Raw genomic sequence first — 20,265 nt, forward strand, 5'->3', positions numbered from 1 at the left:
GCCTGGGAGGGCTCGGCGTGGCCAGAAGCCCGGAGGGGCCTGGGCAAGCCCCAGAAGGCCCGCCGGGCACACCGAAGGGCCGGGCACGCCGAAGGGCCGGCCCCCTTGTGGGGTGGCCGGCCCCTCGGCGTGGTGGTGTCGGCGTCACTTCCTGCGGCGGCGGCTGCCCTTCGCCTGCTTGCGGCGCTCCGCGCGGGTCAGGCCGTCCGCCTCGGAGCGGGCCGGCTCCTCGTCGTCGTAGGTGAAGTCGCCCTCGACGAGGCCGCCCTCTCCGTCCACGGTGGCCGCGGAGAAGTGCATGCCCCGGCGCTGCGGTGCCTCCAGGCCCTTGGCGCGGATCTCGGGACGGGAGCCCGCCTGGGCCGGCACCGCGTCCTGGACGCTGTCGGAAACCGCCTCGGTGTCCTCGACCGGGACCTCCTCGACCTGCTGCTCGACCTGGACCTCCAGGTTGAACAGGTAGCCGACGGACTCCTCCTTGATGCCGTCCATCATGGCCGTGAACATGTCGAAGCCCTCGCGCTGGTACTCGACCAGGGGGTCCTTCTGGGCCATCGCGCGCAGGCCGATGCCCTCCTGGAGGTAGTCCATCTCGTAGAGGTGCTCGCGCCACTTGCGGTCCAGGACCGACAGCACGACGCGGCGCTCCAGCTCCCGCATGATCTCGGAGCCGAGCTGCGACTCGCGCGACTCGTACTGCTCGTGGACGTCGTCCTTGATGGACTCGGAGATGTACTCGGCGGTCAGGCCCGCGCGGTCGCCGGCCGCCTCCTCCAGCTCGTCGACGGTGACCTTCACCGGGTAGAGCTGCTTGAAGGCGCCCCACAGCCGGTCGAGGTCCCAGTCCTCCGGGAAGCCCTCGGCGGTCTCCGCGCCGACGTACGCGTCGATGGTGTCGTCCATGAAGTGGTGGATCTGCTCCTGCAGGTCCTCGCCCTCCAGGACGCGGCGGCGCTCGCCGTAGATGACCTCGCGCTGCCGGTTGAGCACCTCGTCGTACTTCAGGACGTTCTTACGGGTCTCGAAGTTCTGCTGCTCGACCTGCGACTGCGCGGACGCGATCGCGCGGGTCACCATCTTGTTCTCGATCGGCACGTCGTCCGGCACGTTCGCCATGGACATCACGCGCTCGACCATCTGGGCCTTGAACAGGCGCATCAGGTCGTCGCCGAGGGAGAGGTAGAAGCGGGACTCACCGGGGTCGCCCTGACGGCCGGAACGACCGCGCAGCTGGTTGTCGATCCGGCGCGACTCGTGCCGCTCGGTACCGAGGACGTAGAGCCCGCCGAGCTCCTTGACCTCCTCGAACTCGGCCTTGACCGCCTGCTCGGCCTTCTCCAGGGCGGCGGGCAGCGCCTGCGCCCACTCCTCGATGTGCTCCTCGGGGTCGAGGCCGCGCTGGCGCAGCTCCGCATCGGCAAGGTCCTCGGGGTTGCCGCCGAGCTTGATGTCGGTACCACGGCCGGCCATGTTGGTGGCCACCGTGACGGCGCCCCGGCGGCCGGCCTGGGCGACGATCGTCGCCTCACGCTCGTGGTGCTTGGCGTTCAGCACCTCGTGCTGGATGCCGCGCTTGGAGAGCTGCTGCGAGAGGTACTCCGACTTCTCGACGGAGGTCGTGCCGACCAGGATCGGCTGGCCCTTCTCGTGCTTCTCCGCGATGTCGTCGACGACCGCCTCGAACTTGGCGACCTCGGTGCGGTAGATCAGGTCCGACTGGTCCTTGCGGACCATCGGCCGGTTCGTCGGGATCGGCACCACGCCGAGCTTGTAGATCTGGTGGAACTCGGCGGCCTCGGTCATGGCCGTACCGGTCATGCCGGACAGGCCGGGCTGTTCCTTGCCGTTGTGGTCGTGGCGCTTGTAGAGGCGGAAGAAGTTCTGCAGGGTGATCGTGGCGAGCGTCTGGTTCTCGTCCTTGATGTCCACCCCTTCCTTCGCCTCGATCGCCTGGTGCATGCCCTCGTTGTAGCGGCGGCCGGCGAGGATACGGCCGGTGTGCTCGTCGACGATCATGACCTCGCCGTCGAGGACGACGTAGTCCTTGTCCTTCTTGAAGAGCTCCTTCGCCTTGATGGCGTTGTTCAGGTAGCCCACCAGAGGGGTGTTCACCGACTCGTAGAGGTTGTCGATGCCCAGCCAGTCCTCGACCTTGGAGACGCCGGACTCGTGGATGGCGACCGTGCGCTTCTTCTCGTCGACGTCGTAGTCGCCGGTCTCCTCCTCGCCCTTGAGCGGGTTGCCCGCCTCGCCCTTCTTCAGGCGCAGGACCAGCTTGGCGAAGTCGCCGTACCACTTGGTGGCCTGGTCGGCCGGGCCGGAGATGATCAGCGGCGTACGGGCCTCGTCGACCAGGATGGAGTCGACCTCGTCGACGATGGCGAAGTTGTGGCCGCGCTGGACGAGCTCGTCCTGGGCCCACGCCATGTTGTCGCGCAGGTAGTCGAAACCGAACTCGTTGTTCGTGCCGTACGTGATGTCGGCGGCGTACTGCTCGCGACGCTGGGCCGGGGTCATGTTGGCGAGGATGCAGCCGACCTCGAGGCCCAGGAACTTGTGGACGCGGCCCATCATCTCGGAGTCGCGCTCGGCCAGGTAGTCGTTGACCGTGATGAGGTGCACGCCCTTGCCCGACAGCGCGTTGAGGTACGCGGGCAGGGTGCCGACGAGGGTCTTGCCCTCACCGGTCTTCATCTCGGCCACGTAGCCGAGGTGAAGGGCCGCTCCGCCCATGATCTGCACGTCGTAGTGACGCTGGCCGAGGGCGCGCTTGGCGGCCTCACGGACGGTCGCGAACGCCTCGGGAAGCAGGTCGTCGAGGCTCTCGCCGTCTTCGTAGCGCTGCTTGTACTCATCGGTGAGGGCCCGCAGCTCGGCGTCGGAGAGGTCGACGAAGTCCTCTTCGATGGAGTTGACCTGGTCCGCGATGCGGTGCAGCTTGCGCAGGATCTTGCCTTCGCCTGCACGCATGATCTTCGAGAGGACGGACACGGGGGTTTGTCTCCTTGCCGGTCGGGCCTGGGACGGTCGGTTTCCATTGGACGTACTGAGCAACGGCCATCGTATGCGAGGACCCGGGCGCGCCGGGAGGCCTGTCGGCCCGACGACCGCCCACCGCTTCCCTGAGGGCCCTGTGAGCCCGTTTCGTATGACCGGTCCGGGTGGTCGCAGGTTGTCTGCCGCTTCACAGGGGACAACGGCCGGGCCCCGCGGATAGTGCCGCGCCGGGGCGAGGAATTGCGCGAAATGTGATCACGCGCTCACAGACCGCGAAACACATGGCGCCCCGGACGCCCGGGCGAGCAGAATCGGCCGATGGAACCCGTCACGCTCACCACCCCGCGTCTGCTGCTGCGCACGGTCGGCCCGCAGGACACCGACGCGGTGTACGCGGCTGTCCAGGACCCCGACATCCAGCGCTGGACGACGATCCCCTCGCCCTATCTCCCGGAGCATGCCCGCAGCTTCACGGAGCAGATGGTCCCCGACGGCTGGACCGAGGGTTCGATGTTCACCTTCGGTGTCTTCCTGCCGGCCGGGGAGCTGGCCGGGATGCTCGCCCTGACCATGCGCTCCCTGGGCGCGGCCGAGGTGGGCTTCTGGACCGCCAAGGAGCACCGCGGCCACGGCTACACCACCGAGGCCACCCGCGCGGCCGCCCACTGGGCCTTCACGCGGATGGCGATCGACCGGGTCGAGTGGCGTGCCGAGGTAGGCAACCACGGCTCCCGCGCGGTCGCGGAGCGCGCCGGATTCACCATCGAGGGCACACTGCGCTCCTCCCTCAACAACAAGGGCGTACGACGCGACTGCTGGGTGGGCTCCCTGTTGCCCTCGGACCTGGGTCTGCCCTCGGCCGCGCCCTACCTGCCGGCCCCTTCGCAGGGCTGAGGTCCGAGCCATAGTCCCAGCTCACGCCGTACTGTCAGTGCCACCCTCTATCGTCCGGCCCATGACGACCCTCCCGCGCCCCACCGCCGCCCTCTCGGCGGACGAAGCCCGCCGTGTCGCCCTGAGGGCGCAAGGCTTCCTCGGCGCTCCCGACCGCCGCTCGGGCGTCCGGGGCGTGCTCCGCCACCTCGGCGCGGTCCAGCTCGACACCATCTCGGTCCTCGCCCGCTCCCACGAGCTCATCCCGTACGCCCGTCTCGGCTCCGTCGGCCGCAGAACGGTCGAGGCCGCCTACTGGACGACCGGATCCGCCGGCGCGTCTCCGACGCGACCCCACGCCTTCGAGTACTGGTCGCACGCGGCCTGCATCCTGCCCATCGAGGAGTGGCCGCACTTCGCCTTCCGCCGCCGCGCCTACCGCGACCGCCCGCACTGGGGGCACGAGCTCCCCGACGGCGTGTACGACCAGGTCATCAAGCAGCTGCGCACCGAGGGCCCGCTGACCGCCACGGAACTGGGCGGCGCGAAGAAGACCAGCGAGTGGTGGGACTGGTCCGGCACCAAGGTCGCCGTGGAGCGCGCGCTGATGTACGGCGAGGTGGTGTGCGTCGAGCGGCGCGGCTGGAAGCGGGTGTACGACCTCGCCGAGCGCGCGGTCCCTGAGTCGCTGCTCCACGACGAGCTGGACGACACCGAGTGCCTGCGCCGCCTGGTCCGGCTGGCCGGGCAGTCGCTGGGCGTGGGCACGCGTGCGGACATCGCCGACTACCACCGCCTCAAGGGCGAGCAGGTCGACGCGGTGATCGCCGACTCGGGTCTGGTCCCGGTGGAGGTGGAGGGCTGGTCCAAGGCCGCGTGGGCGGATCCGGCGGCCCTGGCCGCGCCCCCGCGCGGCCGACACCGCACCACCCTGCTCTCCCCGTTCGACTCCCTGATCTGGGACCGGGCGCGTACCGAGCGGATCTTCGGCTTCACCCACCGCCTGGAGGCCTACGTCCCGAAGCCCAAGCGGGTGCACGGCTACTACGCGATGCCGGTGCTGGCGGGCGGCCGTCTCGTGGGCCGTGTGGACCCGGCGCGCGAGGGCAGCGACACCCTGGTGGCCCGCCAGGTCACGCTGGACGGCCCGAAGGCGGTCCCGGCGGTGGCGGAGGCGCTGGTCGAGGCGGCGAGCTGGGTGGGCTGCACGACGGTCCGCGTGGAGCGGGTGGACGCCCCCGAGCTGCGCGAGCCCCTCCTGCGGGAGGTGACCCGCGCGCTGATCGCCGCGCTGCGCTGACCGGCGCCGGCGGTCTCAGCGGATCTCGAGGATCTTCTCCCGCATCGCGTAGACCACGGCCTCCATCCTGGAGTGCAGCTGCAGCTTCTCCAGGATGTTGCGCACATGGTTCTTCACGGTGTTCTCGGAGATGAACAACTCCTTCGCGATATCGCGGTTGTTCATCCCCGTGGCGACGAGCTTGAGCACCTCGAGTTCCCGGTCGGTGAGCCGCGGCGCCGGCACCAGCCGGCGCTCGTCGGTGCGCTGGATCATCGACTTGAACTCGGTGAGGAGTTTCGACGCCATGGACGGGCTGATCTGCGACTGTCCGTCGGCCACCGCGCGAATGGCGGTGGCCACCTCGTCGGTGGAGATCTCCTTGAGGAGATATCCGGTCGCGCCCGCCTTGATCGCGTCGTAGAGATCGGCCTCTTCGTCGCTGATCGTCAGCATGATGATCTTCGCGCTGGGCGCGACCTCCTTGATGGAGGTGCAGGCCTCGATTCCGCCGCGCTTGGGCATCCGGACGTCCATCAGCACGATGTCGGGCAGCAGATCGGCGGCCTTGTCGACGGCCTCCGCGCCGTCACCCGCCTCGCCGACGACCTGGATGTCCTCCTCGGCGGCGAGCACGATCTCCAGCCCCCGGCGGAAGAGGGCGTGGTCATCCACCACAAGGACTCTGATCGGCTCCTTGCGTGGAGTACCGCCCGCGTCCGGGCCCATGCCGACGACGCCGTCGTCGGCATCCCCGTCCCGCATCGGTCCGAAGCTGTCCGCCATCGTTCCTCCCCCTGAAGGCTGTGGCCTGTGGTGCTGTGCCATCGCCAACCCAAGGCAGCGGCCCACCGGTTGGGCCGTTGTGGCCATGATTCCATGCCCGGGTGACAACGCGGTGACCGAGCGGGGCGCGAAGTGGTCGCACACCGGTGCCCCTGGGGCGCACACGCGCTTCCAGGGGCACAGGCTCACCTGCCGGCCGAGCCGGTCAGCCGCCCAGCGTGCCTCCCGCCGCGGGCGGTTGCGCCTGGGCGACCATCGGGTCCGTGTTGAGGTGGATGACGCCGTAGTCGTACGCGTGCCGCCGGTAGACGACACTCGGCTCCTTGGTCTCGGAGTCGACGAACAGGTAGAAGTCGTGTCCGACCAGTTCCATCTCGTAGAGAGCCTGGTCGAGGGTCATCGGGGCGGCGACATGCGTCTTCTCGCGGACGATGAGGGGGCCTTCGCCCTGCACCTCGAGGGAGCCCATCTTCGTGGTGGGCACTCCGTCCGTGTCCCCGGAGTGGACGGGGCTGCCGTTCCCGTTGAGCGTCGCCGCGCCCGGGACGTGGTCGGGGACCTCGGCGGCCGGGATCCGCCGTGCGCCGCGGCGCGAGAACCGCTTGTCGTGCTGCTTGCGCAGGCGTGCGTCCAGCTTCTCCGCCGCCAGGTCGAGCGCCGCGTACGGGTCACTGGCCGCTGCCTCCGCCCGGATCACCGGACCGCGGGAGCGGAGCGTAATCTCCACTCGGTCGCAACGGTCGGCCTGTCGGGGGTTGGGCTCCTTGGACACCTCGACGTCGAGGCTGATCACCTTGCCGTCGAGCTTCTGGATCTTCTCCAGCTTCAGCTTCTCGGCCACGTGCTTGCGGAACCGCTCGGGCACCTCGGTCTTGCGGCCCTTGACGACGATGTCCACGCAGAACTCCGTTCCCGGATCGCTCCGCTCCACTGGCGGAGCATCTCCCTTTTGCACCCAACTCCGGTGAACCCCGGAGCCTCGGACTCGGCGACTTCACCTCCTCCTCCCCCATGGGCAAGATCTGCACCCCAGCACCGCGATGATTACGGAAAACCCGCGGCACGGCATTCGGATACGGGAGGTATGGCCTGCGGCTTTCTCCCTCACAACCGAACATATCTCGCCCGGACGGATGTCGTCACCCTCTACTGATGCGTACCTCCATTCAGGTGAATTGGTCCGGTCACTAACTGCAACGATGCACGTTCACAGTCAGTTCCGGTTCTTTTCGAAAGAATCCGGTGCGGCCGCGACCACAGCCGCACGGAGCGGCCACGTGGGGGCGTTCCCCTGGGCCATTCCCGGTGCGTCCCGTGTCCACCTCGTTCGTACTTCCCTCGGTCCGGCCGTCCGTTCCTCCCTTCCTTCCCAGGCCGCGCGCCGATACACAGCCGCTGTGCCCTCTCCTGCCCCGCCGGGCCCCGTCGCCTCCCGCACCGCACGCGCCGCCTCCGCGAGCGTGGCGCCGGTCGTGACGAGGTCGTCGACGAGGACGACCCGGCCGCCCGCGAGCAGCCTCCCGCCGCCCGCCGTCACCTCCAGCGCACCGGCGAGATTCGCCCGCCGCTGCCGGGAGTTGAGCCCCGACTGGTCGGCCACGGCCCGCCGCTGCCCCAGCACCGGGGCCACCCGGGCCGAGGTCCCTCCGCGCCGCAGCTCCGCCGCCGCCGCGAGCGCGATCCGGCGCACCGGATCGTGTCCCCGCGCCCGCACGGCCCACGGCGCGGAGGGCACCGGGACCAGCAGCACGGGCCCGGGCGCCGGGGCACCCTCCGGATCCGCCAGGTCGCTCCACGAGCCGACGACACGCACGGTCCGGTGTTCCCGGAGCCCCGCCCGCACCGCTCCCGCCAGCGCCGCGCCCAGGGCACCCGCGAGCGCCAGCGCGCCCCGTTCCTTGTGGGCGAGGAGGGCCGCCCGCACCTCGTCCGCGTAAGGCGCCGCCGCGTACACCGCCGGCAGCCCGGGCGGTTCCGACGCCGGACGCACCCGGCCCGGTACGGCCCCGCTCAGGGCGGCACGGCACTCGGGGCAGAGCACCGTGCGAGGCGTCCCACAGCCTCCGCACTCGGCCGGTAGCACCAGGTCGGTGAGGTCCTGCCACCACCCCCGCATGTGCCCACTGTGCCAACACCCGGCCGGACCGGCCACCCCTGTGGACAACCGCCTGTGGACAACTCCACGCGACCCGCACACCACGTCACCCACAGGAGTGAGAAGACCGGCGCTCCAGCCGGGAGAGGCAGCCTTGGGCACCCACAACGGTTGCCCGAAGCACACGCCCCGACGTACACGACAAAGCGGCCGCCCCGCCGGCTCGGTGCCGGACCGGGACGGCCGCTCACGCCGCTCTCCGCGCTCAGCCCGGATAGACCGGAGCCGACCCGTCCTTGAGGAGTTTCTGCCACTGGTCCCCGGTCGGCAGCCGGACGATCCCGTCGTCCTGCGAGTCGGCCACCAGCGGCACCCGGTCGTCCTCGGACGCGGCGATCGCCAGGACACCCGTGAGGGCGGCGGGCGCCGGACCGTCCGGTGTGGAGCCGTCGACCTGGACGTACCGCGTCTGCTGCACTCCGCCCTGCTCACGACCGACCACCACGAGGGTGCTGTCCCCGGCCCAGGACATCGCGGTGACCTCCTCGGACCCGGGCGTGGCGGAGCGCAGTTCGAGGACCGAAACCTCCTGCTGGTCATCGGACTTGGTGCGCTCGATCCGCCCGACGAGCAGCGACTGCTTGCCGTCCTTCTCCACGACGAGCGCGATCCGCACCCCGTCGGCGGCGACCCGCACGTCCTCGATACGGCCGTTCAGCTCGGGGACCTGCACGGTCAGCGGCTGGCCCACACCCTGCGCCAGCATGTACAGCTGCGGCTTGTCGGGATCCCGGTCGGCCACCCACAGGTCGCCCCGGGCGTCCCAGCTGGGCGCCGTCAGCCGGTCGTCCTCGGTCGCGCCGTGGCTGGTCAGCACGGCGTCCCCGAGCGAACCCGCGGAGGCGAGCGAGGTGACGTACAGCGACCTGCCGTCGCTGGTGACCCCGGCCGCGGTCCGCTCGTCGCGGGCGACCGCCACCGACCGCAGCGGCTTGGTGCCCGCGCCGAACGGTCCCGGTACCGCGACCGCGCTGGTACCCGTACCGCCGGTCGTCATCCGCACCAGCCGGTGCTTGCTGTCGAGGAGGTACAGGTAGTCGGGCCGCTTGGTGGACGGACGCCAGGCGGTGGTCTCGGCCTGCTCCTCGCCGACATCGCACATATGACCGCCGTTGACGGACTGCAGCGCGACCGTGTCCACGGTGGGCGTCAGGTTCCGCAGCGTGAACAGCAACTGGGTCGCCATCTCGGTGCACTTGGCCGTGCCGATCCGGGACGCCTTGACATTGAGCGGCACGGTGAGCCGGTTCTGGTCGTCCGGTACCAGCCCGGAGACGCCCTTCTTCAGCGCCGTACCGGTCGGGAAACTCGACCACACCACCGGGCCGAGCCAGCTGGTGGGCCCGTTGAGCAGCGAACGCACCAGCTGGGTGGTCGGATCCACCCGGGTGCGCACGAAGACGGGATCGGCGACCGCCACCGGCTGCCCGGTCCCCGCGGCCGAGGTGTCCGACGCGAAGTAGTACTTGTTGACGGACGTGTAGTTGCGCTGGAAGTCCGACTTGCCCATCACGACACCCTGCGGCAGCGTGTCGATCCGCCACTGCCCGCTCTTGGCGTCCTTCGTCAGATGCACCGTCTTGCGGTACGACCCGTCGGCGGGCGAGTAGGCCTGCTGCGCGTCGACGGTCGCCACCCGGCTGCCCTGCAGCGCGTAGGTGATGCTGTCCTCGTCCTCCCGGCCGACCGGGCGCGCGGCGGCCTGGATGCTGGGCCCGTTCGTCAGCACCGTGGCCCGCAGCTCCGGCCGCCAGGTCTTCGCGGCGGCCGTGGTCAGATACTTGCGCGCCGTGTCGTAGCGCGGGTCGTCGCTGGTCAGGGCCTCCAGGAAGCCCTGGAGGATCTCGGTGGAGGAGGCGTCCTGCTGCGGCGGCATGGCGAAGACCCGCACCTGCGTGTCCTGCCGTGGCGTGGACTCGACATCCCGCAGGTCGCCGCTGTCCGGCATGGAGGCGCAGCCGGCCAGCAGTACGGCCCCACAGGCGGCGTACACCACCGCGCGCACCGGTCCTCCGGGCCGGCCGCTCCCCTCGCGGTCAGCGCCCACGAAATGCCTCCCCTGGCTTGTTCGACTGCTCCGGCCCGGCGACGCTCCCGTCGTCGGCGGCACCGGTCTCGGACGTGCCCTCCTGGCGCCGCGCGCCCCCGGTGGGCCGGGGCACCACGCGCGCGCCGTTGCCGGGCAGCGCGGTCGGGTCGGCGGTGGGGGCCGCGGTGGCCAGCCGCTGCGTCATGGGGGCCAGCGGCGACGGCTGGCCGCCGCCGGGCTGCACCGGCACGGTCGCCCGCTTGTCGCCGCCGCCGCTCGGCAGACCGGCGTCGTCGAGTCCGCGGTTGCGCCGTGAGTCCTTGGGCTCCAGGGGTATCGGCGAGCCCCGCAGCGGCTCGTCCGCGGTGCGCGGCAGCGTCAGGCGGAACTGCGAGCCGCCGCCCGGCTCCCCCCACGCCTGCAGCCAGCCGCCGTGCAGCCGCGCGTCCTCCAGGGCGATCGACAGCCCCAGGCCCGTACCGCCGGTGGTACGCGCGCGTGCCGGGTCCGCCCGCCAGAAGCGGCTGAAGACCCGGGTCGCCTCACCGGGCTTGAGCCCGACGCCGTAGTCGCGCACCGCGACCGCGACCGCGCCGCCGGCCGCGGCCAGCTTGACCACGACGTCCTTGCCCTCGCCGTGCTCCACGGCGTTGACGACGAGATTGCGCAGCACCCGCTCCACCCGCCGGGCGTCCGCCTCGGCCACCACCGGCTGCAGATCGCCGACCACGCGTATGTGCGTGCCCTTGCGCTCCGCGAGCGGAGCCGCCCCGCTGACCACCCGCCGCACGACCTCCCTGAGGTCTATCGGCTCGGCCTCCAGCGCCGCCGCGCCCGCGTCGAAGCGGCTGATCTCCAGCAGGTCGGCGAGCAGCGACTCGAACCGGTCCAGCTGGTCGGCGAGCAGTTCCGCGGACCGCGCGGTCACCGGGTCGAAGTCCTCGCGCGCCTCGTGGATGACGTCGGCCGCCATCCGCACCGTCGTCAGCGGGGTGCGCAGCTCGTGCGACACGTCCGACACGAACCGGCGCTGCATCCGCGACAGGTCCTCCAGCTGCTGGATCTTCAGCTGGAGGTTCTGCGCCATCTTGTTGAAGGCCTCGCCGAGCCGGGCGATGTCGTCCTCGCCGGTGACCTTCATCCGCTCCTGCAGCCGCCCCGCCGACAGCCGCTCGGCAATCCCGGCCGCCATCCGCACCGGCGTGACGACCTGGCGCACGACAAGCCAGGCGATCGCCCCGAGCAGGACGACGACGAACAGCCCGGCGGTCGCCAGCGTGCCCTTGACCAGGCTGAGGGACTTCTCCTCCTGGGTGAGCGGGAAGAGGTAGTACAGCTCGTACGGATCGTTGTTCGGATCGCTGACCTGCTTGCCGATGACCAGCGCGGGCTGCGACTCCTTGTCGTCCGTGTAGATGATCCGGGTATAGCTCTGCGCGGCCGTCGCGTTGCCGTTGATCCGCGCGCGCAGGTCGTCGGGCACGCTGGCCGTCGGATCGACCTGCCCGGAGGCACGCGTGCGCCCGCCGCCGCTGTTGTTGTCGCCCGCGGGCAGGGTGACCACGTCGAAGGCGCCCTGACCACCGCTGGAGAGGGACTCGACGAGGTCGCTCATCCACGAGGTGACGTTCTGCGACTGCCGGCCGTCCGCCGACACCGCGGTGTCACCGGTGCCGGTCGCCGCCTCGTCGGCCTTCTGTTTGGCCACCGCGAAACCACCGGTGGCCTGGCTCTGCGACGCCTTCACCTTGGCGTCCAGCAGGCCGTTGCGCACCTGCCCGATGACCACGAAGCCGAGCAGCAGGACGACGCCCAGTGACATCAGCAGGGTCGTGACGACGACCTTGAGCTGGATGTTGCGCCGCCACAGCCGCATGACCGGCAGCAGCGGCCGACGCACCCAGCGCATGAAAAGGCGCAGGACCGGACTGCCCTGGACACCGCCCTGGAGCAGTCCGCCCTCGAAGAGCAGCCGCCAGCGCGAGCCGGGCCTCTTTCCGCCGACAGGCCGCCCCGGACGGTCCCCGGACCGGCCGGGGGCCGAAGCGGCACTGTCCCCGGACATGTCAGCTGGGTCCCGCCTTGTATCCGACGCCACGGACGGTCACCACGATCTCCGGCCGCTCCGGGTCCTTCTCGACCTTGGAGCGCAGCCGCTGGACGTGAACGTTGACAAGACGGGTGTCCGCCGCGTGCCGGTAGCCCCAGACCTGCTCCAGGAGCACCTCACGCGTGAACACCTGCCACGGCTTGCGGGCGAGCGCGACCAGCAGGTCGAACTCCAGCGGGGTCAGCGCGATCGACTGCCCGTCCCGCTTCACCGAATGCCCCGCCACGTCGATGACCAGGTCACCTATGGCGAGCTGCTCCGGCGCCGGCTCCTCCGACCTCCGCAGCCTGGCCCGGATCCGGGCCACCAGCTCCTTCGGCTTGAACGGCTTCACGATGTAGTCGTCCGCGCCCGACTCCAGGCCCACGACCACATCGACCGTGTCGCTCTTCGCCGTGAGCATCACGATCGGCACCCCGGACTCCGCCCTGATCAGACGGCACACCTCGATACCGTCCCGCCCGGGCAGCATCAGGTCCAGCAGCACCAGATCGGGCTTGGTCTCACGGAAAGCGGCCAGCGCCTTGTCGCCGTCGGCTACGAAAGACGGCTCAAAACCTTCACCACGCAGCACGATGCCGAGCATCTCGGCCAGTGCGGTGTCGTCGTCGACGACAAGGACTCGTCCCTTCATAAACGACATCATCCCATTCTCATAACAGTGAAGGTTGCGCAGGTGATCAGGGTCACCGGCCAGTGACCATAGTCGCAGGGGACCGTCACTGTCTGCCCCCGTCCGCAGACCTCGATACCGGCAACGGGTCTCCGTCCTCGGGCCGGGACCGTTCGCGGTACGACCTGCCCACAGCTGGTGGCCAGCAATACGCTACGCCCATGCCCCCGGGAGACACGGGGCGTGAGCTTCTCGCCGTGGGACCCGGTGGCCTGTCGGCTTCTCACCGAACGCACCGGGATCTTCCGCGCGACCGCCGTCCACCGGGTCGGCCGACCGTCACCTGGCGCACAGCTCGGCGAGGGCCTCGGCCGTCACGGGCGAGACGGCGCCTTCCTCGGTGACGATCGCCGTCACCAGCTCCGGCGGGGTCACGTCGAACGCCGGGTTGTAGGCCTGGGTGCCCAGAGGTGCCACCGGAATCCCGCCGCCCGCTCCCACCACCGGCATCTGCGGTGCTGTGAGCTCGGTCACCTCATATCCCGGGCGCTGTTCGACCTCGATGGCCGCCCCGTCCGGCGTCTCCGGATCCACCGTCGTCACCGGCGCCACCACAATGAACGGCACATGGTGGTACCGCGCGAGCACCGCGAGCGGATAACTCCCCACCTTGTTCGCCACCGAACCGTCGGCCGCGATCCGGTCCGCCCCGATCAGCACCGCGTCCACCTCCCCCGCCGCGAACAGCGAACCGGCCGCGTTGTCGGTGAGCAAGGTGTACGCCATACCGCTGCGCGCCGCCTCGTACGCCGTCAGGCGAGCGCCCTGCAGCAACGGGCGCGTCTCGTCCACCCAGAGCCGCCTGAGCCGCCCCGCCCGGTGGGCCCGCAGGGCCACCGCGAACGCCGTGCCCTCCCCTCCCGACACCAGCGAACCGGTGTTGCAGTGGGTGAGGATCCGGTGCCCTCCGCCCGGCAACAGCTCGTCCAGCAGCGCGAGCCCGTGCTCGGCCATCCGCGCGCTGGCCTCGGCATCCTCCCGGTGCAGCGCCCGCGCCGCACCCAGCGCCGCCGCGGCCGCCGTCCTGTCGTCACCACCGCCGGCCAGAGCGGACCGGTACGCCGCCACCGCCCTGCGCACCCCGACGGACAGGTTCACGGCGGTGGGCCGCGCGCTCGACAGCGCCATCGCGGCCTCGTCCACGTCGAAGCCCCGCACGGCAGCGAGCGCGACGCCGTACGCCCCCGCGATCCCGAGCAACGGAGCTCCGCGCACCGCGAGCGAACGGATCGCCTCCACCAGCGCCGGCGCGTCCGTACACACCAGCTCGACCTCCTCGGCCGGGAGTCTGGTCTGGTCGAGAAGGACCACGACGGGACCTTCGGGCGGCTCCTCCCATCGGATCACCGGTATCCCCGTCGGCCGCTTGTCCTCGCCGGTTTGCGCGTACTGATCAGCCATGCGGTCAGTCTGCCCCGTATCCGGCAGACAATTGAAGGTACGCAGCCTCTACCGCGGCCGGTCACTGGGCGACATCCCCATGGCACGATGGCAGCCAACCTGCCACCGCGACCGCGGACGGGCACCGTGAAGGAGCTTCGATGAACGACACTCCGGGCTGGGCCTCGCCCGGATCCGCCCCGTCCGACGGGCGGGAACCCGGCGCGTCCGCCCCTGCCGACCGCCCCGTTCCCGCAGGGCCTGCCGATCAGCCGGGTACGGACCCACAGGGCTCCGACTCGAAGTGGTCCAAGGAGCAACCCCCGCCCGGCCAGTGGTCCGCGCCCACGGGCCCCCCGGCACCAGGCCAGGCACCGCCGCCCCCACCCCCCGGCCCCGGCTGGGGCGGTCAGCCCCCCGGCGGCGGATACGGAGGCTACGGCGGCCCCGTTGGTCCCGGTGGCTACGGTCCCCCTGGCGGATACGGCCCGCCCGGTGGATACGGAGCCTGGGGCGGCGGCTGGGGCGGCCCCCCGCCCGCCGCCAAGCCCGGCGTGATCCCGCTGCGCCCGCTCGGCGTCGGCGAGATCCTCGACGGCGCCGTCTCCACCATGCGCACCTACTGGCGCACGGTCCTCGGCATCTCCCTGACGGTCGCCGTCGTCACCGAGGTCGCGGTGATCCTCCTTCAGGGCCTCGTCCTGAACGACACCGAGACCACCGACGCCCTCAACGACCCGAGCGCCTCCCTCAGCGAGGTGTCCCGCGCCGCGGGCGAGGTCATGCTCAGCTCGGGCGCCGTCCTGCTGATCTCCCTGGTCGGCACCATCATCGCGACCGCCCTGCTGACGACCGTCACCAGCCGCGCCGTGCTCGGCAAGTCCGTGACCACCGGTGAAGCCTGGCGCGACGCCCGCCCGCAGGTCATGAAGCTGTTCGGCCTCATCGTGCTGACCGGACTCATCGCGGTCGGCGTCCTGCTCGTCGGCGCGCTGCCCGGCATCGTCGTCGCGATCGCCGGCGGCCCGGGCGACGCCATCGCCGCCCTGCTCGTCCTCGGCATCCTCGCCGGCGTCGTCGTCACCGTGTGGCTGATGATCCGCTTCTCGCTGGCCTCGCCCGCGCTGATGCTGGAGAAGCAGGGCATCGTCAAGTCGCTGGGCCGCTCCGCGAAGCTGGTCCGGGGCTCCTGGTGGCGGGTGTTCGGCATCCAGCTGCTCGCCACGATCATCGCCAACATCGTGTCGTCGCTCGCCGTGATCCCCTTCACCGTGCTCGCCGCCTTCCTCAGCGGCGACGGCTTCTCCGGCTTCCTCGAGGGCACCAACGACAACTACGGCTGGACGTTCCTCGTCATCAGCGGAATCGGCTCGGTGATCGGCTCCATGCTCACCTTCCCGATCAACGCGGGCGTCACCGTGCTCCTCTACATCGACCAGCGCATCCGCCGCGAGGCCCTCGACCTCGAACTGGCCCGCGCCGCCGGCGTCGAGGAATACGGCACCGCCACCCCAGGCACCGTCGCGGGGAGCTGATGCGGTGAGCCTGACGGGGGGAGTCCTCACGGTGGTACCGGCAGCCCTGCCACGCGCCGCCGACGAGTCGCTACGTGGCCTGCTGCGAGCCCGGGACACGGCCTTGCTGTCGCTGACCGGCTCGGGCGACGAGCCGCCGGTGACCATTCCGCGCGACCCCGCGCGGGAGGCGGCGCGCCGTGAGCTGTCCAAGCGGATGTACCACGAGAACGATCCCGGACTGTTCCAGCGTGCCGTGAACGCCATCCTGGACTGGGTCGACCGCCTGCTCTCCGCGGCCGCGTCCGCGACGCCCGGCGGCGCGCTGGGCCTCGTCGTAGTGGTCCTGGCCGTCGTCGCCGTCGTGGGCGCCCTGTGGTGGCGGCTGGGCACCCCGCACCGCCAACCCACCTCCACCGCCGCCCTGTTCGACGACCGCCTCCGCAGCGCCGCCGAACACCGCGCGGCCGCCGAGGCCCATGCCGCCCAGGGCCACTGGAACCAGGCCCTCCAGGAACGCATGCGCGCCGTCGTCCGCGCCCTGGAGGAACGCGCCCTGCTCGACGTCCGCCCCGGCCGCACCGCCGACGAAGCCGCCGCCGAAGCCGGCCGCGCCCTGCCCGCCCACACGGACCGGCTGCGCGCCGCCGCCCGGGAGTTCGACGACGTCACATACGGCGGCCGCAGGGCGACCCAGGCGTCGTACGAGCGCATCGCCGAACTCGACCGCGACCTGGAACGCACCAAGCCGATGCTCGTCAGCAGCACCCACAGCACGGCCCACAACACCCGCCAGGGAGCCGCCGAATGACCCTCGGCACAGCCCTCCCGGCCACCACCTCCACCGCGCCCACCACCCGCCAGGTGTGGACCCGCACCCGAGGCATCGTCCTCGCCGTCGTGCTCCTGCTCGCCGGGGCCGTCGGCATCGCCGTCATCCGCTCCGACAGCAGACACGGCGATCTCGACCCGCGCTCCGCCGACACCTACGGCAGCCGCGCCGTCGCCGAACTCCTCGCCGACCGGGGCGTCGACACCCGTGTGGTCACCACCCTGGCCGACGCTCAGGCCGCCGCCGGCCGCGACACCACCCTCCTCATCGCCGTCCCCGACCTGCTGACCCCGCGTCAGCAGTCCCGGCTGAGGGCGTCGACCGCGGGATCGGGCGGCCGCACCGTCCTGGTCGCCGCCGGAAGTACGTCCGTCGAACGGCTCGCCCCCGGCGTCACCGCCGATCCCGCCACCAGCCTGAAGTCCACGCTGAACCCCCACTGCGACCTCGCCGCGGCCCGGCGGGCGGGCAGCGCCGACACCGGCGGCATCCGCTACACCACCACACACCTCGACGCCGACTCCTGCTACCCCAGCCAGCGCCTGGCCACCCTGATCCGCGTCCCCGCGGCCTCCGGAGGCGGCGACACCGTAGTCCTCGGCGCGCCCGACATCCTCCTCAACGACCGGCTCGACGAGCAGGGCAACGCCTCGCTCGCCCTGCAACTCCTCGGCTCACGCCCGCATCTGGTCTGGTACCTCCCCTCGCTCTCCGACTCCTCGGCCACCGGCACCGGCGAACAGAAGAGCCTCTTCGACCTGCTCCCCTCCGGCTGGCTCTGGGGCACACTCCAACTCTTCATCGCCGCAGGTCTCGCCGCCTTCTGGCGGGCACGCCGACTCGGCCCCCTCGTGCCCGAAAGACTTCCCGTGGCGATCCGCGCCTCCGAAACCGTCGAAGGCCGCTCCCGCCTCTACCGCAAGGCCAACGCCCGCGACCGCGCGGCCGCCGCTCTTCGCTCCACCACCCGCACCCGCCTCGCCCCCCTCGTAGGCGTCCCGGTCTCCCAGGCGCACGCGCCCGAAGCCCTGCTCCCCGCCCTGTCCGCCCACCTCCACGGCGACGGACAGACCCTGCACTCCCTCCTCTTCGGACCGCCGCCCGGCGACGACGAGGCTCTGATCGCACTCACCGACCAGCTCGACGCCCTCGAAAGAGAGGTACGCCGTCCATGATGGACCCGACCACTGACAACGCCGGGACCAGCAGGAACCCGGCCGACGCCCGGGCCTCCCTGGAAGCCCTGCGCGCCGAGATCGCCAAAGCCGTGGTCGGCCAGGACCCCGCCGTGACCGGCCTCGTCGTCGCTCTCCTCTGCCGCGGACACGTACTCCTTGAAGGAGTCCCCGGAGTCGCCAAAACGTTGCTCGTCCGCGCCCTCGCGTCCGCACTCGAACTGGACACCAAGCGAGTCCAGTTCACCCCCGACCTCATGCCGAGCGACATCACGGGCTCCCTCGTCTACGACACCCGCACCGCCGAGTTCTCCTTCCAGCCCGGCCCGGTCTTCACCAACCTCCTCCTCGCGGACGAAATCAACCGCACCCCGCCCAAGACCCAGTCGTCCCTCCTCGAGGCCATGGAGGAGCGCCAGGTCACGGTCGACGGCACACCCCGACCGCTCCCCGACCCGTTCCTGGTCGCCGCGACCCAGAACCCCGTCGAGTACGAGGGCACGTACCCCCTCCCCGAGGCCCAACTCGACCGCTTCCTCCTCAAGCTGACGATCCCCCTCCCCTCCCGGGAGGACGAGATCAACGTCCTCACCAGGCACGCCGAGGGCTTCAACCCGCGCGACCTGCGCGCCGCCGGCGTACGCCCCGTGGCAGGCCCCGCCCACCTCGAAGCCGCCCGCGCCGCGGTCGCCAAGACGACCGTCTCCCCGGAGATCACCGCCTACGTCGTCGACATCTGCCGCGCCACCCGCGAGTCGCCGTCCCTCACCCTCGGCGTCTCTCCGCGCGGCGCCACCGCCCTGCTGGCCACCTCACGCGCATGGGCCTGGCTGACCGGCCGCGACTACGTCATCCCCGACGACGTCAAGGCCCTCGCCCTGCCCACCCTCCGCCACCGCGTCCAACTCCGCCCCGAGGCCGAGATGGAGGGCGTGACCGCCGACTCCGTCATCAACGCGATCCTCGCCCACGTCCCGGTCCCCCGCTGATGCCCCTCACCGGCCGCGCCGCCCTCCTCGCGGCAATCGGATCGATCCCCATCGGCCTGTGGGGACCCAGCTGGACAGGCATCCTCGCGGTCGACGGCCCACTGGCCCTGGCCTGCGCCTGCGACTTCGCCCTGGCGGCACCGGTACGACGCCTCGTGCTGACCCGCTCCGGCGACACGTCCGCGCGCCTCGGCGAGACCGCGGACGTCACCCTGACGGTCACCAATCCGTCCGGACGACCGCTCCGAGCCCGCCTCAGGGACGGCTGGCCGCCCAGCAGTTGGCACTCCGGCACGGAGGTCGAGGCCTCGCGCCACCGTCTCACCGTCCCGCCCGGCGAACGCCGACGCGTCACGACCCGTCTGCGCCCCACCCGCCGCGGCGACCGTCAGGCGGACCTCGTCACGATCCGTTCCTACGGTCCTCTCGGGCTGTTCTCCCGCCAGAGCGGCCACAAAGTGCCCTGGACTGTACGGGTTCTGCCCCCGTTCACCAGCCGGAAGCATCTGCCGTCGAAACTCGCTCGATTGCGTGAACTCGACGGCCGCACCAGCGTTCTGACGCGAGGTGAGGGCACCGAGTTCGACAGCCTGCGCGAGTACGTCCCCGGTGACGACACCCGTTCCATCGACTGGCGCGCAACGGCACGGCAGTCCACGGTCGCCGTACGCACCTGGCGTCCCGAACGCGACCGGCACATCCTCCTGGTCCTCGACACCGGCCGTACCTCCGCCGGCCGGGTCGGCGACGCCCCGCGCCTGGACGCCTCCATGGACGCGGCACTCCTCCTCGCCGCCCTCGCCTCACGCGCCGGCGACCGCGTGGACCTGCTCGCCTACGACCGCCGCGTCCGCGCCCTCGTCCAGGGCCGCTCGGCGGGCGACGTACTTCCGTCCCTGGTCAACGCGATGGCCACGCTGGAGCCCGAACTCGTCGAAACGGACGCACGCGGCCTCACCGCCACAGCACTCCGTACGGCTCCACGCCGTTCCCTGCTCGTCCTTCTGACGACGCTCGACGCAGCCCCCGTCGAACAGGGCCTGCTTCCGGTGCTCTCCCAGCTGACCCAACGCCACACCGTTCTGATCGCTTCAGTGGCCGACCCACACATCGCCCGTATGGCAACGGCTCGCGGAGACGTCGACGCGGTCTACGAAGCAGCGGCCGCGGCACAGGCACAGAGCGAACGGCACCGGACCGCGGAGCAACTCCGTCGGCACGGAGTGACGGTTGTGGACGCCACGCCTGATGATCTCGCTCCGGCACTGGCGGATGCGTATCTGGCGTTGAAGGCGGCCGGTCGACTCTGAACCGCTAATGGGCGGGCCTGTCGCCGGACGGGCCTACCGATTACCCCCAAGCGCCAAGCCCATAAATACAGAAAGGCCCACGCCATACGGCGTGGGCCTTTCCCAATATTTGTTCGGCGGCGTCCTACTCTCCCACAGGGTCCCCCCTGCAGTACCATCGGCG

At 71.1% G+C, this 20,265-nt stretch carries 15 protein-coding genes; 7 read left to right on the forward strand and 8 right to left on the reverse strand.

All coding sequences use genetic code 11. The annotated features are described in order from the left end of the window. Window positions 1-144: 144 nt before the first annotated feature. On the reverse strand, window positions 145-2,991 hold the full coding sequence (gene secA, locus ACGFZS_RS36135) for a preprotein translocase subunit SecA (RefSeq protein ID WP_359221039.1): 2,847 nt from the start codon (window positions 2,989-2,991) through the stop codon (window positions 145-147). A gap of 324 nt (window positions 2,992-3,315) precedes the next feature. Here secA and ACGFZS_RS36140 point away from each other — a divergent pair, with 324 nt between their 5' ends. Together ACGFZS_RS36140 and ACGFZS_RS36145 are read left to right on the forward strand one after the other, a co-directional pair. After that, the gene (locus ACGFZS_RS36140) at window positions 3,316-3,891 is read left to right on the forward strand and encodes a GNAT family N-acetyltransferase (RefSeq protein WP_393665815.1); all 576 of its coding nucleotides are present in this window, start codon (window positions 3,316-3,318) and stop codon (window positions 3,889-3,891) included. A 61-nt stretch (window positions 3,892-3,952) separates the two neighbouring features. After that, window positions 3,953-5,170 (forward strand): winged helix-turn-helix domain-containing protein, encoded by a 1,218-nt coding sequence (locus ACGFZS_RS36145; protein ID WP_393798624.1) that lies wholly within the window; start codon window positions 3,953-3,955, stop codon window positions 5,168-5,170. 15 nt (window positions 5,171-5,185) lie between these two features. Here the strand turns inward: ACGFZS_RS36145 and ACGFZS_RS36150 are convergent, their stop codons facing one another. The 7 genes from ACGFZS_RS36150 to mtnA form a co-directional block, all read right to left on the reverse strand. After that, a complete protein-coding gene (locus ACGFZS_RS36150) occupies window positions 5,186-5,935 on the reverse strand; it encodes a response regulator transcription factor (protein WP_365692802.1) in 750 nt (249 codons plus the stop codon). Between the two features lie 205 nt (window positions 5,936-6,140). Beyond that, window positions 6,141-6,833, reverse strand: coding sequence for a ribosome hibernation-promoting factor, HPF/YfiA family (hpf, locus tag ACGFZS_RS36155; protein ID WP_393533977.1), 693 nt, complete (start codon window positions 6,831-6,833; stop codon window positions 6,141-6,143). A 315-nt stretch (window positions 6,834-7,148) separates the two neighbouring features. Beyond that, entirely contained in the window at window positions 7,149-8,051 is a 903-nt protein-coding gene (locus tag ACGFZS_RS36160; RefSeq protein ID WP_393798625.1) for a ComF family protein, read from the reverse strand. A gap of 244 nt (window positions 8,052-8,295) precedes the next feature. Then, a complete protein-coding gene (locus ACGFZS_RS36165) occupies window positions 8,296-10,137 on the reverse strand; it encodes an LpqB family beta-propeller domain-containing protein (RefSeq protein WP_393798626.1) in 1,842 nt (613 codons plus the stop codon). Next, complete coding sequence (mtrB, locus tag ACGFZS_RS36170) at window positions 10,127-12,184, reverse strand: MtrAB system histidine kinase MtrB (protein WP_365692787.1); 2,058 nt, start codon at window positions 12,182-12,184, stop codon at window positions 10,127-10,129. The genes ACGFZS_RS36165 and mtrB overlap by 11 nt, the downstream gene beginning before the upstream one ends. Window position 12,185: 1 nt before the next feature. Further along, a complete protein-coding gene (mtrA, locus tag ACGFZS_RS36175) occupies window positions 12,186-12,875 on the reverse strand; it encodes a two-component system response regulator MtrA (RefSeq protein ID WP_015659998.1) in 690 nt (229 codons plus the stop codon). Window positions 12,876-13,181: 306 nt separating this feature from the next. Beyond that, window positions 13,182-14,303 (reverse strand): S-methyl-5-thioribose-1-phosphate isomerase, encoded by a 1,122-nt coding sequence (gene mtnA, locus ACGFZS_RS36180; RefSeq protein WP_393798627.1) that lies wholly within the window; start codon window positions 14,301-14,303, stop codon window positions 13,182-13,184. 140 nt (window positions 14,304-14,443) lie between these two features. Between mtnA and ACGFZS_RS36185 the strand changes: the two genes are divergently transcribed. The 5 genes from ACGFZS_RS36185 to ACGFZS_RS36205 are packed head-to-tail and all read left to right on the forward strand — an operon-like array spanning window position 14,444 to window position 20,102. Next, complete coding sequence (locus tag ACGFZS_RS36185; protein ID WP_393798628.1) at window positions 14,444-15,817, forward strand: hypothetical protein; 1,374 nt, start codon at window positions 14,444-14,446, stop codon at window positions 15,815-15,817. 4 nt (window positions 15,818-15,821) lie between these two features. Then, a complete protein-coding gene (locus ACGFZS_RS36190; RefSeq protein WP_393798629.1) occupies window positions 15,822-16,607 on the forward strand; it encodes a DUF4129 domain-containing protein in 786 nt (261 codons plus the stop codon). After that, on the forward strand, window positions 16,604-17,803 hold the full coding sequence (locus ACGFZS_RS36195) for a DUF4350 domain-containing protein (RefSeq protein WP_393798630.1): 1,200 nt from the start codon (window positions 16,604-16,606) through the stop codon (window positions 17,801-17,803). Before ACGFZS_RS36190 ends, ACGFZS_RS36195 begins: the two co-directional genes overlap by 4 nt. Continuing rightward, complete coding sequence (locus ACGFZS_RS36200) at window positions 17,803-18,792, forward strand: AAA family ATPase (RefSeq protein ID WP_393798631.1); 990 nt, start codon at window positions 17,803-17,805, stop codon at window positions 18,790-18,792. Before ACGFZS_RS36195 ends, ACGFZS_RS36200 begins: the two co-directional genes overlap by 1 nt. Next, on the forward strand, window positions 18,792-20,102 hold the full coding sequence (locus ACGFZS_RS36205) for a DUF58 domain-containing protein (RefSeq protein WP_393798632.1): 1,311 nt from the start codon (window positions 18,792-18,794) through the stop codon (window positions 20,100-20,102). Before ACGFZS_RS36200 ends, ACGFZS_RS36205 begins: the two co-directional genes overlap by 1 nt. Window positions 20,103-20,265 lie beyond the last annotated feature (163 nt).

It is taken from the genome of Streptomyces sp. NPDC048288, from assembly GCF_043201555.1.
In the GTDB taxonomy this organism is placed as follows: Bacteria; Actinomycetota; Actinomycetes; order Streptomycetales; family Streptomycetaceae; genus Streptomyces.

What these genes read in the sequence shown, in the direction of transcription:
- ACGFZS_RS36140 (WP_393665815.1), top strand. Translation starts at nt 3,316, where the DNA reads ATGGAACCCGTCACGCTCACCACCCCGCGTCTGCTGCTGCGCACGGTC.
- ACGFZS_RS36185 (WP_393798628.1), top strand. Translation starts at nt 14,444, where the DNA reads ATGAACGACACTCCGGGCTGGGCCTCGCCCGGATCCGCCCCGTCCGAC.
- mtrB (WP_365692787.1), bottom strand. Translation starts at nt 12,184, where the DNA reads ATGTCCGGGGACAGTGCCGCTTCGGCCCCCGGCCGGTCCGGGGACCGT.
- ACGFZS_RS36195 (WP_393798630.1), top strand. Translation starts at nt 16,604, where the DNA reads ATGACCCTCGGCACAGCCCTCCCGGCCACCACCTCCACCGCGCCCACC.
- ACGFZS_RS36205 (WP_393798632.1), top strand. Translation starts at nt 18,792, where the DNA reads ATGCCCCTCACCGGCCGCGCCGCCCTCCTCGCGGCAATCGGATCGATC.
- ACGFZS_RS36145 (WP_393798624.1), top strand. Translation starts at nt 3,953, where the DNA reads ATGACGACCCTCCCGCGCCCCACCGCCGCCCTCTCGGCGGACGAAGCC.
- ACGFZS_RS36150 (WP_365692802.1), bottom strand. Translation starts at nt 5,935, where the DNA reads ATGGCGGACAGCTTCGGACCGATGCGGGACGGGGATGCCGACGACGGC.
- ACGFZS_RS36160 (WP_393798625.1), bottom strand. Translation starts at nt 8,051, where the DNA reads ATGCGGGGGTGGTGGCAGGACCTCACCGACCTGGTGCTACCGGCCGAG.
- mtrA (WP_015659998.1), bottom strand. Translation starts at nt 12,875, where the DNA reads ATGATGTCGTTTATGAAGGGACGAGTCCTTGTCGTCGACGACGACACC.
- mtnA (WP_393798627.1), bottom strand. Translation starts at nt 14,303, where the DNA reads ATGGCTGATCAGTACGCGCAAACCGGCGAGGACAAGCGGCCGACGGGG.
- ACGFZS_RS36200 (WP_393798631.1), top strand. Translation starts at nt 17,803, where the DNA reads ATGGACCCGACCACTGACAACGCCGGGACCAGCAGGAACCCGGCCGAC.